A 15,913-nucleotide genomic window follows, 5' to 3' on the forward strand; every position below is an offset into this window, starting at 1 on the left:
TTCGAATTGGCAGGGCCGGCTGGATCGCGGGCAAACCTCAAACTACCGCCGCCGCCTGATCGGGGGGCTTGCGCGCCAGCAGATCCGCGAGCCGCTTCAGTGCCATCGACAACTGCGTACGCTGCGTCGCACCACCGAGCGAGATGCGGATCATGTTGGGCGGCGTAGGTCCTTCATGGAACGCGTCAGACGGCGTGACGCGCAGGTGTTCGTCCAGCGCGGCACGGCTGAACCGCGCGGCGCTCCAGTAGCTCGGCAGCGCGTGCCAAAGGTGGATGCCGGCCGGTGACAGTGTCCCGGAGCCGGACAGCCACTGGCGGGCGATGACCTGACGCGCGGCCGCTTCCGCACGAATGCCTGCCAGCAGTTCGGCGGCCGAGCCGTCCTGGATCCACTGCATCGCGAGCGCCATCGACAACGGCGCGGCCATCAGGCTGAAAGCCCGCAGCGCGGACAGCATGGCCTCTTGAGTGTCCTGCCCGCCGGGCATCACGACGTAAGCAGTGCGCAGGCCCGGGCTCAGGCACTTTGACAGTGTCGATACGTAGACAACGCGTTCCGGGGCGAGTGCCGCAATGGGCGGGGGCGCCTCGGGCGTCAGCAGCCAATAGGGATCGTCTTCGATGATCAGCGCATCGCACACGCTGGCAATGCGCGCCAGTTCCAGCCGGCGCGCGGCGGGCATGGTGTGCGTGGTGGGGTTCTGCGAGGTCGGGTTCAGGTACACCAGCCGCACGCCGTCATCGCGGCAGGCCGCTTCGAGCAGGTCAGGGCGCATGCCGTCGGCATCGACGCCGATCGTCACGATGCGGCGGCCCAGCGTGGCGGCCGCCAGGCGCATGCCAGGGTAGATCAGCGGTTCGGCGGCCACGGCGTCGCCTGGTTCGCTGTGCGCGAGGATCAGTGCGGCCAGTGCGCTCTGGGCGCCCGGATACACGAGCACGCGCGATGGCTCGACCGCGCCCAGCATCGGCGCCAGCCATTGCGCGCCCGCGGCACGCTCGGACGCGCTGCCGCCGCCGAGCTGGTACGTCATGAGCAGGCTGGCATCGGTGCGCAGCGTGATCTGCGAGAGACCACGCCGCATCACGTCGTCGAAATCGACGCCTTCCGGCGGAGGCGGCACGTTCATGCTGAGGTCGACGACCTGGGCCAGTTCGGCGGTCTGCGCCGCGATGAAGGTGCCCAGCGTCCCGCGCGATTCCACCAGCCGGCGCCGCCGCGCTTCGTTCAGCGCACGCGTGACGGTGGTCAGGTCCACGCCGAGGCGGGCGGCCAGCTCGCGCTGCGGTGGCAGCCGGTCGCCGGGCAACAGCAGGCCATCGGCAAGCGCCTGTTCGACGAAGCCGACGATCTGCAGGTAGCGCGGGCCGGCGCCGGCCGAAAACCCGCGTGTCCAGGCCAGCACATCAGGGTTTCCTTGTATGGGAACTATCACCGGAAATTCCACCTTGTATGGATGTTGTCTTACCTTACCATCGCGACCGCCCCAGGTAAATCCATACAAAGGTTTCTCAAAGATGCGCAAATCCATCGCCGCCCTCGCGCTATTGCTGGGCGGCTGTTCATTTGAACTGCTGTCCCCGAAAGGCCCGGTCGGCGCACAGGAGCGCGACCTGATCCTGTTGGCGACCGGTCTGATGCTGACGGTCGTGATCCCGGTGATTTTCCTCACGCTGTACTTCGCCTGGCGTTACCGGGAAACCAATACCAAGGCCGAGTATGCGCCGCGCTGGTCCCATTCGACGGCGATCGAAGTGGTGGTGTGGGGCATCCCGTGCGTGATCGTGGCGGCGCTCGGCATCATCATCTGGGAGACGACCCACCGGCTCGACCCGTACCGCCCGCTGGAAGCGAAGGCGACCCCGGTTGAGGTCGATGTAGTGGCGATGGACTGGAAGTGGCTGTTCATCTATCCGCAATATGGCGTCGCCTCGCTGAACGAACTGGCCGTGCCGGTCGGCACGCCGGTCAACTTCCGCATCACCGCGGAGTCGACCATGAACGCGCTGTTCATCCCGCAGCTCGGCAGCATGGTGTACGCGATGAGCGGCATGCAGACGAAGCTGCATCTGCTGGCCGATACACCGGGCGTCTATGACGGCCGCTCGGCCGCGTACAGCGGCGCCGGCTTCTCCGACATGCACTTCAAGACCTACGCGACATCGCGCGAGGCCTTCGACGCCTGGATCGCGCGCGCCCGCGCTTCCGGCCAGACGCTCGACGAACGTGCCTATGGCGCGCTCAAGCGCCCCAGCAGCAAGGACCCGGTCACGCTGTATGCCAGCGTCTCACCGCGACTGTTCCAGGCCGTGGTCGACCAGTACATGCCCGGCATGGACGGCGTCTGCCGCTCCGACAGCCCGGCCACGCTGCAAGCGGCGCTCTCTCTGACCGCGCCGGCTACCCCTATCTCCGCGACCCCCGCGACCATTCGTTAAGCCATGTTTGGAAAACTCACCCTCGCGGCCATCCCTACCCACGAGCCCATCATCATGGGCACGCTGGTGGCGGTGCTGCTGCTCGGTGGCGCCCTGGTGGGCGCCATCACTTATTACCGCAAGTGGTCCTATCTGTGGACCGAGTGGATCTGCTCGGTCGACCACAAGCGCATCGGCGTCATGTACATCATCATGGCGCTGATCATGCTGCTGCGCGGCTTTGCCGACGCCATCATGATGCGCATGCAGCAGGCCATTGCCGTGGGCGAAGCAGCGGGCTACCTGCCGCCGCACCACTACGACCAGATCTTCACGGCGCATGGCGTGATCATGATCTTCTTCGTGGCCACGCCGTTCATCCTCGGGCTGATGAACGTCATCGTCCCGCTGCAGATCGGCGCGCGCGACGTCGCGTTCCCGTTCGTCAACTCGCTGAGCTTCTGGATGTCGGCGGTCGGCGCGGTGCTGGTGATGATGTCGATGTTCGTCGGCGATTTCGCGGCCACGGGCTGGGTCGCTTATCCGCCGCTGTCGGGGCTCGGGTATAGCCCGACAGTCGGGGTCGATTACTACATCTGGTCGTTGCAGATATCGGGGCTTGGAACGACGCTCACCGGTATCAACTTCATCGCGACGATCCTGCGCATGCGCGCGCCGGGCATGAACCTGATGAAGATGCCGGTGTTCACGTGGACCGCGCTGATCACCAACATCCTGATCGTCGCGATCTTCCCGGTGCTGACCGCCACGCTCGCGCTGCTGACGGCCGACCGCTACCTCGACATGCACTTCTTCACGAACGAGCTTGGCGGCAACGCCATGATGTACGTGAACCTGATCTGGATCTGGGGCCACCCCGAGGTCTATGTGCTGATCCTGCCGTGCTTCGGCGCGTTCTCGGAAATCATCGCCACGTTCTCGCGCAAGCCGCTGTTCGGCTACAAGTCGATGGTGTACGCGACTTCGTCGATCGGCGTGCTGTCGTTCTTCGTCTGGCTGCACCACTTCTTCACGATGGGCTCGGGCGCCAACGTCAATGCGTTCTTCGGCATCATGACGTCGATCATCTCGATCCCGACCGGCGTCAAGCTGTTCAACTGGCTGTTCACGATGTACCGCGGACGCATCCGCTTCCATTCGTCGACGCTGTGGACCATCGGCTTCATGGTGACCTTCGCGATCGGCGGCATGACTGGCGTGCTGCTGGCGGTGCCCGGCGCGGATTTCGTGCTGCACAACAGCCTGTTCCTGGTCGCCCACTTCCACAACGTGATCATCGGCGGCGTGGTGTTCGGCTGCCTGGCGGCGATGTCGTTCTGGTTCCCGAAGGTGTTCGGCTTCCGGCTCAACGAGTTCTGGGGCAAGGTGTCGTTCTGGTGCTGGCTGATCGGCTTCTGCCTGGCGTTCCTGCCGCTGTACGGCCTTGGCATGAAGGGCATGACGCGCCGGATGAACCACTATGTCAACCCCGAATGGCAGCCGTGGCTGATCGTGGCGATGATCGGTGCGCTCATCATCGGCGCCGGCATCCTCGCGCTGCTGTGGCAACTCTACGTCAGCGTGCGCGACCGCGAGCAGAACCGCGACCTGACCGGCGACCCGTGGAACGCGCGCAGCCTCGAATGGTCGACGCCGTCGCCCGCGCCGCACTACAACTTCGCGATCGTGCCGAACATCACGTCGCTCGAACAGCACTGGGACGACAAGGAAGCCGGCCTCGCATGGCAGGCGCCGGCGCGCTACGAGGACATCCACATGCCGCGCCCGACGTCGGCTGGCTTCATCGTGTCGATGTTCGGGCTGGTGCTTTGCTTCGGCTTCGTGTGGCACATCTGGTGGCTGGCAGGGGCCGGTCTTGCCGGGATGATCGCCACCTTCATCGCGCGCTCGTATGACCGCGATGTCGATTACTACGTGCCGGCGGCGGAAGTCGAGCGCACCGAACGCGCGCGTTTCGAACAGATGCGGCAAGCCACTCTCTGACAGACATGGAAACCACTTACAAGATCGGGACGGACGCGGTTGCCGTTCCCCACGGCGCCGGCGTTCACCACGCAGCGCACGCCGGCGCCGCGCATGACGCCCATGCCGGCGAAGGCCATACCACGCTCGGCTTCTGGCTCTACCTGATGAGCGATTGCCTCATCTTCGCCGTGCTGTTCGCCACCTACGGTGTGCTGGGCAACCACACGGCCGGCGGCCCGACCGGACGCGAGCTGTTCGACCTGCGTTTCGTGCTGGTCGAAACGATGCTGCTGCTGTGCAGCAGCTACACGTTCGGCATGGCGATGATGAGCATCAAGGATGGCCGCGGCGAGGTGCGCGATGTGATCCGCTGGCTGGCCATTACCTTCATGCTCGGCGCGTGCTTCATCGGCATGGAAATCTACGAGTTCCGCGAACTGCTGCACGAGGGCGCCGGCCCGCAGCGCAGCGCGGCGTTGTCGGCGTTCTTCATGCTGGTCGGCACGCACGGCATGCACGTGGCGGCAGGGCTCGCGTGGATCGTCGTGCTCGCGCACCAGATGCAGGCATTCGGTCTGGACGCCATCGTGCGCCGCCGTCTCGCTTGCCTGAGCCTGTTCTGGCACTTCCTGGACCTGGTCTGGATCTGCGTCTTTACGTTCGTCTACCTGAGGGCCTTCGCATGACGACTTCCCATGCTTCGCACGCTTCTCATGCCGCGCATGATGCGGCTGCCCACGACAGCGCGCACGGATCGCCGCGCAGCTATGCGATCGGTTTTGCGCTGTCCCTCGTGCTGACCTTCGCGTCGTTCGGCGCCGTGATGAGCGGCGAGTTGCCGCCCGGCATGGGTTTGCCGGTCATCGTCGGGCTGTGTGTGGCGCAGTTGCTCGTGCAGCTGAGCTTCTTCCTGCATCTCGGCATCGGCAAGGGCCAGCGCAGCAACAGCGCGATCTTCGCGTGTACGTTCGGGCTGATCGTGATCGTCGTGGCCGGCTCGCTGTGGGTCATGCACAATGCCGACACCAACATGATGCCGACGCAGATGACGATCGAGCGGGCTCGCGCGAAGGACTGAGCGATCAGGACGCCTGCGGCATCGTCACGCCACGGCGCTGCATGGCCAGCGCGGACCAGGCGAAGACGACGAGGCCGCCCACCGCAAGCAGGGCGCCGACCCAGCCGGTCGAAGTCCAGCCCAGTCCGGCGGCGATGCTCACGCCGCCCAGCCATGCCCCCAGGGCATTGGCCATGTTGAAGGCCGAGTGATTGAGCGCGGCGGCCAGCGTCTGCGCATCGCCGGCCACGTCCATCAGGCGGATCTGCAGCGCCGGGCCGAGCGCCACGACCGTGCCGATCAGCAGCACGTTGGCCGCGGCCAGCCACGGATGCGGCGCGGTCAGCGTGAACGCCCCGATCACCAGTGCGGACCACACCAGCACGCCGCCGATCGCGGGCATCAGGGCCTTGTCGGCGAGCTTTGCGCCGACAAGGTTGCCGGTGACCATGCCCACGCCGAACAGTGCGAGCACAAACGGAATTGCGCTTGCCGGCATTTGCGCCACTTCAAGCATGGCGGGTTTGATATAGCTAAACACCGCGAACATGCCGCCAAAGCCGATCGCGCCGATACCGAGCGTCAGCCATACCTGCTTGCGGCGCAGTGCCGTCAGTTCACGCAGCGGGCTTGCCTTGCGATCGGCCGGGAAGAACGGGACCCAGTGCCACACCAGCCATGCTGTCAGCGCACCGATCGCGCCGACGATCATGAAGGCGGCGCGCCAGCCAAGCCAGGTGCCGACTGTAGCGGCAATTGGCACGCCAACCAGCGTGGCGACAGTCAGCCCGAGCATGACCAGGCCCACCGCCTGCCCGCGGCGTTCGCGAGGCACCAGTCCAGCCGCAACGAGTGCCGCCACGCCGAAGTAGGTGCCATGCGGAAAGCCCGTCAGCAGCCGTGCAATCAGCATGGATGCGTAGGACGGCGCAAACGCGCTGGCGAAGTTGCCGATGGCAAAGGCCGCCATCAGCGCGATCAGCAGATTGCGACGCGGCACGCGAGCGCCGAGCACAGCCAGCAGCGGGGCGCCGATGACCACGCCCAGCGCATAGGCGCTGATCAGGTGGCCGGCCTGCGGGATCGTGATGGCAAGGTCGCGCGCGGCGTCGGGCAACAGGCCCATGATCACGAATTCGCCGGTGCCGATGCCGAAACTGCCCACGCCGAGCGCGAGCAGAGCGCGGCGGCTGCGGGCGGGTGAGTGTGTGTTGTCGGTGGCGGAAAGGGAATGCGAAAGAGAGTCGGGGGTTCCGTGCGGAGCCGTCATGGGGAGAGAGCGCGAGATGTTGTTGTCCAGTCGCTGCTCGCTGGCGGGCGGGAATCTGCGTTCCGCCTCATCGGTTGCCAGCGCGCTCCGGCGCAGCGCGAGTGCGCATTGTGACGCAAAACGGCGAAGCTTGCAGGCGGTGCCTGATGCGGCACCGGACAGGCGCGGCGCAAGCCGGGCGCGTGGCCGTCGCTGCACCCACGAAGTCAGAACCCGCCTACGCATCGTTGCGCCGTCCTCCGATGCAGAGGCGGTGCGCGGGGAACTACATTGACCTTAGCCGACTTACTGCACGGAGGTGCCTTATGTCTTTCGCGCTCTACCTGATCGGATTGCTGGTGCTCGTGGGCGGCATCGCCTGGGGGCTGTCGATCGCGGGCCTGGCGCCCGTCTATATCGGCATTGCATGCCTGATCGTACTCGGTCTCGGGATCATGGGTGCTGTGTCCCGGACCCGGACCAAGGATTCCTGATGCCCGTGACGGGATCTTTCGGAACTGGCTTCCAGTGTGCGTCGCAGCGCGGTTGACGCAGGTCCCTCCAACATTCGGCCTTTGCCTGACGGCCAATTCCCTGTCGTGGCAAGCGCTCCGACGGGGACCTTCCCCATACGCTGACCGCGTAACAGTCCGCACCGTTATGCGGGACCAGTGCGAAATCCCTCGCCGGGGCGCGGGATTTCGTGGCTTTGCGGGCGACGACGGACGTGTGTGCCGTCGCCTGTCGTTCAGACGTGCAGGATCGTCGAGACCGCCGCGGCGCCGTCCAGGCCCACCTGGCCGCCGCCGTTCTCGGCCAGGGCCAGCTTTGCGCCCTGGCGCTGGCGCGGGCCGCTCTCGCCGCGCAGCTGCTGGGCCAGCTCGACGATCTGTGCCGCGCCGGTCGCGCCGATCGGATGGCCCTTGCTCAGCAGGCCACCGCTCGGGTTGACCGAGATCTTGCCGTTCAGGTCGGTGGCGCCGCTGCGCAGCAGGCCGACGCCCTCGCCGGGGGCGCAGAGGCCCAGGCTCTCGTAGTACATGACTTCCGACGGGGCCGAAGCATCGTGCAGTTCGACCACATGCAGATCGCGCGGGTCGACGCCGGCTACCTCGTACGCCTTGTACGTGGCGCGCAGCGCGGCGGGATCCAGGCTTGCGTCAGGCGTGCCGGAGACCATCACCGAAGCACCGACCCACACAGGCTTCGGCGCCGTCATCGTCTTCAGGAATTCCGGCGAGCACAGCACGACCGCGGCCGCGCCGTCACCGATCGACGAGCACATCTGCAGCGTCAGCGGATCGCTGATGACGCGGCTGGCCAGCACTTCTTCGACGGTCGTCGTGGTGCGGAACTGCGCGACCGGGTTCAGCGACGCGGCGCGGCGGCTCTTGACCACGATCTGCGCCAGGTCTTCGCGCGTGCAGCCCGTGGCTGCCATGTACTTGCGTGTCTTCTCGGCATAGATGTCCATGAAGATCGAGCCGCTGCCCGAGCCCACGTGCTTGGGCAGTTCTTCTTCCAGGTCCACGGCCTTGGCCAGCGCGCCGAACGACACGCGCTTGTCTTCGTGGGTCATGCGTTCGGCGCCGACCACCAGTGCCACCTGGGCCTGGCCGCTGCGCACGGCGTTGTACGCGAGATTGAACGCCGTGCTGCCCGAGGCGCAAGCGTTCTCGACGTTGACGACCGGCTGGCCGTTCAGGGGGAGGAGGCGCAACGCGGCTTGTCCGCGCACCATTTCCTGCCCGGTGATCAGGCCCGCCACCGCATTCGAGAAATAGACCTGATCGACCTGCTTGATATCGATGCCGGCGTCGGACAGCGCGGCGCGCGCGGCCTGCTCGGCCATCATGCGGACGGTCTGGTCGGGAAACTTGCCAAACGGCGTCATGCCGACGCCGATGATTGCGCATTGCTTGTTCATGTCACTCCTCCTTCGGATGTTCGTGGACTACGCCCCTAGATTGCCGGCCATGGCGGCGGCGGGCACACCCCGCAGGGGGTGGCTGCGGCGCGGCGGCTGGGGACGCGCGCAGCGGCGCGTTTCGGATGAAGCGGCGATTCTGTTGCTGCCGTCAGGCACCAGGTCGCGGTTCCGCGCGCATTGGGATGTGCAGCGAAGGCCAGATCGCACGGCCGTGTCGGCGTCTCGCTAGGATCGTTCGAAACATGACTGATGGGGCGCCTGACGGGGCCCAACGATGGCAGAGGGCGATTTGCCAGCCCCTGCCCCCGCGCGTGCGCCGGCCGGCCGGCGCAACCCGGTCATAACCACCAGTCTTGATGCAACGGTGCGTAACGCAATCGGGCGCCAATGACATCCGGCACCGCACGCTCACGACGCGGGCCACCCCCCAGGGGGTGTGCGGGTGACCGCTCCCGATTCGTACATTGGCTGTACCAACTTTGACGAAATCCGGGAGAGACAGGATGAGTGTGACGAAAGCCCTTGAGGGCGCGGTGGGCTGGCTGACGTTGAACCGGCCGGACAAGCTCAACAGCATGACGCGGGACATGGTCGAGACCATGGCGGCAGCGCTGAAGGCATGGCGTGACGATGCCGCCGTGCGCGTGGTGGTGCTGACCGGCACCGGCCGTGCGTTCTGCGCGGGTGCCGACCTGAAGGCAGGCAATGGCGCCGCCGCTCCGCAACCGGGCGAAAAGGACTCTCTCGATGTCATCGTCGATTTCTTCGACACGCTGCGCAACTTCCCCAAGCCCGTGATCGTCGCGGTCAACGGGCTCGCGCTCGCCGGTGGCATGGAGGTCGTGCTGTCGTGCGACATCGTGCTGGCCGCGGAAAGCGCCAGGCTTGGCGATGCGCACTCGAACTTCGGCGTGTTCCCGGGCGGTGGCGGTGCCGCACTGTTGCCGCGCAAGGTGCCGGACAACGTCGCCCGTTACCTGCTGTTCACGGGCGATTCGCTGACCGCTGCCGAAATGAAGACCTACGGCCTGGTCAACGAAGTGCTGCCCGACGCCGAACTCACTGACCGTGCCCGCGCACTGGCCGAAAAGCTCGCCGGCAAGAGCCCGCTCGTGCTGGCGCGCATGAAGCGCGTGGCCGCCAATGCGTGCGACAAGACCACGGCCGACGCGATCCGTCACGAACTGCTCGAACTGCGCGACCACAAGCGTTCGTACGACATCCAGGAAGGCCTGCGCGCCTTCGCCGAAAAGCGCAAGCCCGAATTCAAGGGCTACTGATCGCTACTGATCCCTAGCCAAACCGCAAAAAACACGAGGAAACAAGATGCCTTATCAAATGCCCGACGAAGACCACCGCATGGCGGTGGACGCCTTCCGCAAGTTCCTGCAAGCCGAGGTCAAGCCGGTCGTGAAGGAATACCGCGACCGCTTCATCCCGAAGGAGAAGATGCGCGAGCTGCTCATGCAGATCTCGAAGTTCGGCCTGCCGGGCTGCACGGTGCCGGTCGAGCATGGCGGCATGGGCTGGACCTACACCGCGCAGGGGATGCTGTTCGAAGAACTGATGGCCGTGTCGTGCGACATCGGCATCTGCGTGATGATCAACAACGGTGTTGCGCGCAAGCTGCTGACGGCGCCGGCCGAGATCCGTGACCGCTACCTGCCGGGCATCCTGGCCGGCGAGCTGTTCGGCTGCGCTGGCATCTCCGAGCCGGACGTGGGTTCGAACGTGGCCGAACTCAAGACCCGCGGCGTGCGTGACGGCGACGACTTCATCATCAACGGCGAGAAGACCTGGATCACCAACGGTCACTACTCCGACTTCATCATCTGCACGTTCAAGGGCGAGAAGGGGCTTTCGCACATCCTGGTCGACCGCCAGGAGCACGGCTATGAAACGCGCAATATCGAGAAGATCGCGTTGAACTCGCAGTCAACCGCGCAGGTGTTCTTCAGCGACACCCGCGTGCCTGCCAGCAACCTGCTCGGCGGCGAAGGCGAGGGCCTGAAGAACACGATGAAGATGTTCGAAATGGCGCGCGGCCACGTGGGCATGCTGTCGGTGGGCCTGATGCGCGCGGCGCTGGAGGACTCGATCGCTTACGCCACGGAGCGCAAGCAGTTCGGCAAGCAGATCGCGGCTCACCAGCTCGTGGCGGCCAAGATCGCCAACATCGCTATGCTGCTCGACGCGTCGCGCCTGATGTGCCAGCGTGTGTTCGGCATGATTGATGCCGGTGTGCGGTGCGATCTGGAGGCTTCCATGGCCAAGGCGTTTGCCACTGAAAGCGCTGTCAAGGCTTGCCGCGAGGCAGTGCAGCTGCACGGCGGCAACGGTATCACCAAGGAGTTCATGGTCGAGAAGTATCTGCGCGAGGCGATCATCATTCCGATTCCGGATGGCACGACGGAGATTCAGAGGCTGTTTATTTCGCGGAAGCTGACGGGGGTGTCGGCGTTTGTTTAAGAAGGTGGAATGAAGGTAGTGGTGTTGCCGGTGTCTGGGGGGATGCCGGTTTTTTTTTTGTTGATGGGGGGGCGTTCTTGGCATGCGCTGCTGTTTCGCCGGCGTAGCCGGCGAGTCACTTTTGTCCGAGCGACAAAAGTAACCAAAAACGCGTTTTGGTTGCCCCAAAGGGGCGAATTTTTATCGTAGTGTGCCAGGGGTGTTGTACGGGTATGGGCTTCAGAGTCAGTCACACTGCCTGCCGCGTGGGGCACCACCGTGAGTGGGAATACAGCGCTGATTGGACGAGCCCTGCAAGCGTCTGTGGCCCCTGCTGCTAGCGGCATCGGGTGATCGCCTTCGGCTGCGCTACGCGCAGAGCCCTAGTCTGAGCGCGAAGGCCCAGGCAAGCCACGCCTCGGTGACGAGGCCCACGATGACATGCGCGACCTAAAGAGAGGTAATGGACCTCGGGCGTCCGCGACGTTGATGAGCTTGCCCCCAGACGACGACGTGCGCGCAGCGCAGCCGAAGGCGTCCCACCGCTGAGGCTATTGAAACGCTGTACCCGAGTCCGTCTTGGGGATCGTCCAAAAGCCGTGCCGCGCCAGGCACAGGTTCTGACTCACATAGCGTTAGCAGGTTGGAACGGCCGACCACCATCGCAGGCGTCCAAAGCCGTTTGAACGACTGCCGCCGCGGAATTGATGGCCAGCGGCAACGACGCGCTTTTCTGCCTACTCTTTTGTCGCTCGGACAAAAGAGTAGGTCGCCGGCTACGCCGGCGAAACAGCGGCGCCTGCCAAGAGCGACACCCCATTCCCGACCACAAAACCCCCGCCGGCTACGCCGGCGAAACAGCGGCGCCTGCCAAGAACGACACCCCATTCCCAACCACAAAACCCCCGCCTGCTACGCGAGCGAAACAGCCGCGCCAGCCAAAAACAAAAACCCAATCAACCCACCCGCTTACGATGCTGATGAGGCGTCGACCCCTTCCAGCGACGATAAGCACGGATGAAGTTGGAGACCTCGCCATACCCGAGCGCCTCGCCTACCTGCGTCAGCGGGAGACCGCTCGCCAGCAGTTCGTCGGCAAGTGATTCACGCACTTCCTCCTGCAACTGGCGGACACTGGTGCCCTCGCCGGCGAGGCGGCGATGCAACGTGCGCGAAGTCATGTTCAGGTCCGCAGCAAGTGCCTCGGCACCGGGCAGCGAGCCAGGCTTCGCCACCAGCCGTGCGCGGACCTGGCCTGCAAAGCCGCTGCGAGCACGTCGGCTTGCGAGCAGCGCCTCGCATTGCATCTCGCACTGGCGCGCGACTTCCGCGCTTGCGCCCGGCAGCGGCCGGTCGAGATAGTCCGCCGCGTTCTTGATGACGCGATTCTTGTCCGCGCCGAACATCGGCGAGCATCCGAACAGCACCTGCCAGGGACTCGCATCGGCGGGTTCGGGTCGACGCAGCGTCACGCTTTCCACCGGCAGCGCTGTGCCGATCAGGTCGCGCACGAAGCTGATGGAACTGGCTATGTCGCGGTCGACGATGAAATCGCGCACGTCCTCGGGTAGCCCACTGTCGTCGATGGTGGTAACGACGCGGTCGCCCTCGAATGCCTCATTGATCTCGGACAGCGGATACGAAAGCTCAAGGAAACGGACTGCCATGTGGATGGCGCTGCGCAGCGTGGGACAACTGAGCAGCGCGAAGCCCCAGATGCCGTAGTTGGCCAGCCGGTAGCGCAACCCGGCCTGTATGCCAAGCCCGGGAAGATGCCCCAGCGCGTTCACGAGGTTGCGGATCAGTTCAAGTTCCTGCCCCGCGTCGATGGCGAAGCCAGGTTCGGCCAGGCGCCGCCAGTCGAGCCCGGTGCGCGCAAGGCAACGGTCTCCGGAAAGGCCGTGGTCGAGGCCGAATTGGAGCAGCAGTTGCACGCTGGCGGTGTTATGGCGAGAAGCCTGCGAATTCGAAGTCATCAATCTGGTAAGTCGGCAATCGCCCGGGAGTCAACGGGATCACATGGGAACATCCCGGCGCTGTCTGAAAATGATTATTTTCTGTCTAAATATGCCATGGCGCCGCCCTTTGCGCCAACTTAGCATTTGCACTCAATACAAGAGCTCCCAAAGCTCGGCTTCTGACAACAGAAGGAGACAGCCCTCCGGCAACCGCTCATTCCTGACGCTGCACGTCGACGTGCGGCGGGGGATCGTTCGTGCCCGCGTCCGTGCGTCGCCCAAGTGTCAGTCGCCCGATCGGCGCCGGCATCGTGCCGTGTGCCGCCCCATGACCCTTCGATTCAACAGGATTCAATATGCGGATGCAGGGCAAGATCGCGCTCGTTACCGGAGGTGCCTCCGGCATGGGTCTCGCCTTCACAAGGCGGCTGGCGCAAGAAGGCGCCCGGGTCTATTTCACGGACATTAACGGCGCTGCGGGGCAGGCTACCGAAAGCGAACTGCAATGCGCGGGCCTCGCGGTGGTTTTCCTGCGGCACGACGTCACGCAGGAAAACGACTGGCTGCGGGTGCTCGAACACATCGGCGCTGTCGAGGGCCGGCTTGACGTGCTCGTGAACAACGCCGGCATTGCCATCTCGCACAACATCGAGACCTGCACGACCGAAGATTTCGACCGCACCCTCAACGTCAACCTGAAGAGCGTCTTCCTCGGCTGCAAGCACGGGCTGGCCCTGATGAAGCAGAAGGGCGGCTCGATCATCAACGTGTCGTCGATTACGGCCATTTGCGGCGAGCCCGTGGCGCTGGCCTACAGCGCCTCCAAGGCGGGTGTGCGCTTCCTGTCCAAATCGGTGGCACTGCATTGCGCGGACAAGGGCTATGCGATCCGCGTCAACAGCCTCCATCCGGGCTACATCGATACGCCGCTGCTGGCCGGCAGCAACGCCGGCGGCAGCCTGACCGCGGACGAGGTCACGGCGTCGCGCGTGCGCATCGGCGGCGAGATTCCGCTGAAGCGCAGAGGCACGCCTGACGAGGTGGCCGGCGCCGTGCTCTATCTGGCCAGCGACGAGTCGACCTATGTCACCGGCACCGAACTTGTGATCGATGGTGGCTACGCCTGCCACTGACCGCAGACAGTTCTGCTTTCACCGACACCCATACAAGATCCCTGCAACAAAGGAAACCCGCACCCATGACGCTCCCGGCTACCATCACGCACCAGGAAAAGCTCCTCACCATAGACACCACCGCCCATCCCTTCCTGAAAGCGCTTGGCGGGCATGAGGGCACCGACATCTTTCCGCTTTTCATGGACCCGTACAACGGCCTGATGGTGATGCGCGCGAGCTTCGCGCCCGGCCTCACGCTGCCGCTGCACTTCCACACCGGCACGGTGCACATGTACACCATCTCGGGCTGCTGGTACTACACGGAGTATCCCGGCCAGAAGCAGACCGCCGGTTGCTACCTGTACGAGCCGGGTGGCTCGATCCACCAGTTCAACACGCCGCGTGAGAACGAAGGCCAGACCGAAGTCATCTTCATGCTGTCCGGCTGCAACGTGAACTTCACGAAGGACGGCACTTACCTCGGCCTGTCCGACGCAGGCGTGATCAAGAACTGGGTGGACCGCGCAATCCGCGAGCAGGACAACGGCTTGCGGTACATCGCCGCCGCCGTCCCGACGTACTCGGCCTGAACGCGGCACACCAACCCTTGACGGAGACGGGCTATATGGTGCGTACGATGGGCTTCCCGGGGCAATATCTGCAAGGGCCTGGCGCCCTGCGGCAACTGGCGCCGCTACTGCAGCGGATGGGCTGGCGGCGCCCGTTGGCAATCTGCGACGCCATCGTCGCGGAGAAGGTCTGGCCCGCCGTGGCGCAGGTACTGTGCGAAGCCGGAGTCGAGGCAAGGCAACTGGCCTTTCCCGGGGAATGCACGCGGGCGGTGATCGCCGCGATGGTGGATCAGGCGTCGCAGGCCGGCCATGACGTGGTCATTGGCCTGGGCGGCGGCAAGGCACTCGACACCGCCAAGGGCGTGGCGCGCGCGCTTGACGTTCCCATTGTCATCTCTCCGACCATTGCGTCGAACGATGCGCCGACGAGCCGCGTGATTGTCCTGTACGACGATGCACACCGGCTGGAAGGCGCCGAATTCCTGAAGACCAATCCCGCAGCGGTGATCGTCGACACGCAGGTCATCGCGCAGGCGCCGGTGCGCTTCTTCGCCGCAGGCATCGGCGACGCCATCAGCAAGAAATTCGAGGCTGCGCAATGCCGGGCGACGGGACGCAACAACGCATTCGGAACGCCACCGCTGGATACGGCATTGCTGCTCGCTGGCGCTACCTATGAAACGCTGGTCAAACACGGACCGGCCGCCTGCGACGCTATCCGGCGCCAGGAGCCCAATGAAGCCGTGGAGCGTGTGGTCGAGGCGACCGTGCTGCTCAGCGGGCTTGGCTTCGAAGGCGGAGGCCTGGCGCTTGCCCATGCGCTGACGCGCGGCTTCAGCGCGGTCCCTGGCATGGCGCAGGCGCTGCATGGCGAACAGGTCGCTTTCGGTGCGCTGGTCCAACTGGTGGCCGAGCAGCGAGACCAGGAGGAGATCGCAGAACTGGTCGATCTGCTCTGCGCGGTCGGCCTGCCTGTCACGCTGCAACAGCTAGGGGTGGCGCCCGCGAACCATCACGACAGCATTGCCTCCATCGTCCAGGCCACCCTGGCGGGACAGACGAGCAACGTCATCAGCCCCTCTCTCAGCCCTCAGCAACTGGCTGCGGCGCTCGCGCATGCCGACAGTATCGGCACGCTGGCCCTCAGCTGACCGGCGGAAAATTCCTTCTCTGCAGGA

General features: G+C 65.1%; 14 protein-coding genes. 10 read left to right on the top strand and 4 right to left on the bottom strand.

The genetic code is table 11. The features are described from left to right. Positions 1–37: 37 nt before the first annotated feature. Complete coding sequence (locus KHO41_RS08725; protein ID WP_211952878.1) at positions 38–1,408, bottom strand: aminotransferase-like domain-containing protein; 1,371 nt, start codon at positions 1,406–1,408, stop codon at positions 38–40. A 112-nt stretch (positions 1,409–1,520) separates the two neighbouring features. On the opposite strand from KHO41_RS08725, the gene cyoA reads away from it, so the two are divergent. From cyoA to cyoD, 4 genes are read left to right on the top strand one after another with little or no spacing between them, the layout of a single operon-like run. Next, positions 1,521–2,441, top strand: coding sequence for a ubiquinol oxidase subunit II (gene cyoA / locus KHO41_RS08730; RefSeq protein ID WP_211952879.1), 921 nt, complete (start codon positions 1,521–1,523; stop codon positions 2,439–2,441). Between the two features lie 3 nt (positions 2,442–2,444). Next, positions 2,445–4,424 (top strand): cytochrome o ubiquinol oxidase subunit I, encoded by a 1,980-nt coding sequence (cyoB, locus tag KHO41_RS08735; RefSeq protein ID WP_211952880.1) that lies wholly within the window; start codon positions 2,445–2,447, stop codon positions 4,422–4,424. Positions 4,425–4,429: 5 nt separating this feature from the next. Next, entirely contained in the window at positions 4,430–5,092 is a 663-nt protein-coding gene (gene cyoC / locus KHO41_RS08740) for a cytochrome o ubiquinol oxidase subunit III (protein WP_211952881.1), read from the top strand. Beyond that, complete coding sequence (gene cyoD, locus KHO41_RS08745) at positions 5,089–5,484, top strand: cytochrome o ubiquinol oxidase subunit IV (protein WP_211952882.1); 396 nt, start codon at positions 5,089–5,091, stop codon at positions 5,482–5,484. Before cyoC ends, cyoD begins: the two co-directional genes overlap by 4 nt. Positions 5,485–5,488: 4 nt before the next feature. Here the strand turns inward: cyoD and KHO41_RS08750 are convergent, their stop codons facing one another. Next, positions 5,489–6,733 (bottom strand): MFS transporter, encoded by a 1,245-nt coding sequence (locus tag KHO41_RS08750; RefSeq protein ID WP_211952883.1) that lies wholly within the window; start codon positions 6,731–6,733, stop codon positions 5,489–5,491. Positions 6,734–7,038: 305 nt separating this feature from the next. On the opposite strand from KHO41_RS08750, the gene KHO41_RS08755 reads away from it, so the two are divergent. Next, positions 7,039–7,206 (top strand): hypothetical protein, encoded by a 168-nt coding sequence (locus KHO41_RS08755; protein ID WP_041680237.1) that lies wholly within the window; start codon positions 7,039–7,041, stop codon positions 7,204–7,206. Between the two features lie 254 nt (positions 7,207–7,460). Here KHO41_RS08755 and KHO41_RS08760 read toward each other — a convergent pair whose 3' ends face one another. Beyond that, entirely contained in the window at positions 7,461–8,639 is a 1,179-nt protein-coding gene (locus tag KHO41_RS08760) for a thiolase family protein (protein WP_211952884.1), read from the bottom strand. Positions 8,640–9,145: 506 nt separating this feature from the next. On the opposite strand from KHO41_RS08760, the gene KHO41_RS08765 reads away from it, so the two are divergent. Then, positions 9,146–9,922: an enoyl-CoA hydratase/isomerase family protein gene (locus KHO41_RS08765; RefSeq protein WP_211952885.1), complete on the top strand. Its 777-nt coding sequence runs from the start codon at positions 9,146–9,148 to the stop codon at positions 9,920–9,922. 46 nt (positions 9,923–9,968) lie between these two features. Further along, positions 9,969–11,111: an acyl-CoA dehydrogenase family protein gene (locus tag KHO41_RS08770; RefSeq protein WP_211952886.1), complete on the top strand. Its 1,143-nt coding sequence runs from the start codon at positions 9,969–9,971 to the stop codon at positions 11,109–11,111. Positions 11,112–12,046: 935 nt separating this feature from the next. Here the strand turns inward: KHO41_RS08770 and KHO41_RS08775 are convergent. After that, on the bottom strand, positions 12,047–13,066 hold the full coding sequence (locus KHO41_RS08775) for an AraC family transcriptional regulator (protein ID WP_211952887.1): 1,020 nt from the start codon (positions 13,064–13,066) through the stop codon (positions 12,047–12,049). 338 nt (positions 13,067–13,404) lie between these two features. Between KHO41_RS08775 and KHO41_RS08780 the strand changes: the two genes are divergently transcribed. From KHO41_RS08780 to KHO41_RS08790, 3 genes are all read left to right on the top strand, one after another. Further along, positions 13,405–14,181, top strand: a complete 777-nt coding sequence (locus KHO41_RS08780) for a glucose 1-dehydrogenase (RefSeq protein WP_211952888.1) — start codon at positions 13,405–13,407, stop codon at positions 14,179–14,181. A 65-nt stretch (positions 14,182–14,246) separates the two neighbouring features. Continuing rightward, positions 14,247–14,753, top strand: a complete 507-nt coding sequence (locus KHO41_RS08785) for a 2,4'-dihydroxyacetophenone dioxygenase family protein (protein ID WP_211952889.1) — start codon at positions 14,247–14,249, stop codon at positions 14,751–14,753. Positions 14,754–14,788: 35 nt separating this feature from the next. After that, positions 14,789–15,886: a glycerol dehydrogenase gene (locus KHO41_RS08790; protein WP_211952890.1), complete on the top strand. Its 1,098-nt coding sequence runs from the start codon at positions 14,789–14,791 to the stop codon at positions 15,884–15,886. The last annotated feature ends 27 nt before the right edge of the window (positions 15,887–15,913 follow it).

Source organism: Cupriavidus numazuensis, assembly GCF_905397435.1.
Classification (GTDB): Bacteria; Pseudomonadota; Gammaproteobacteria; order Burkholderiales; family Burkholderiaceae; genus Cupriavidus; species Cupriavidus numazuensis.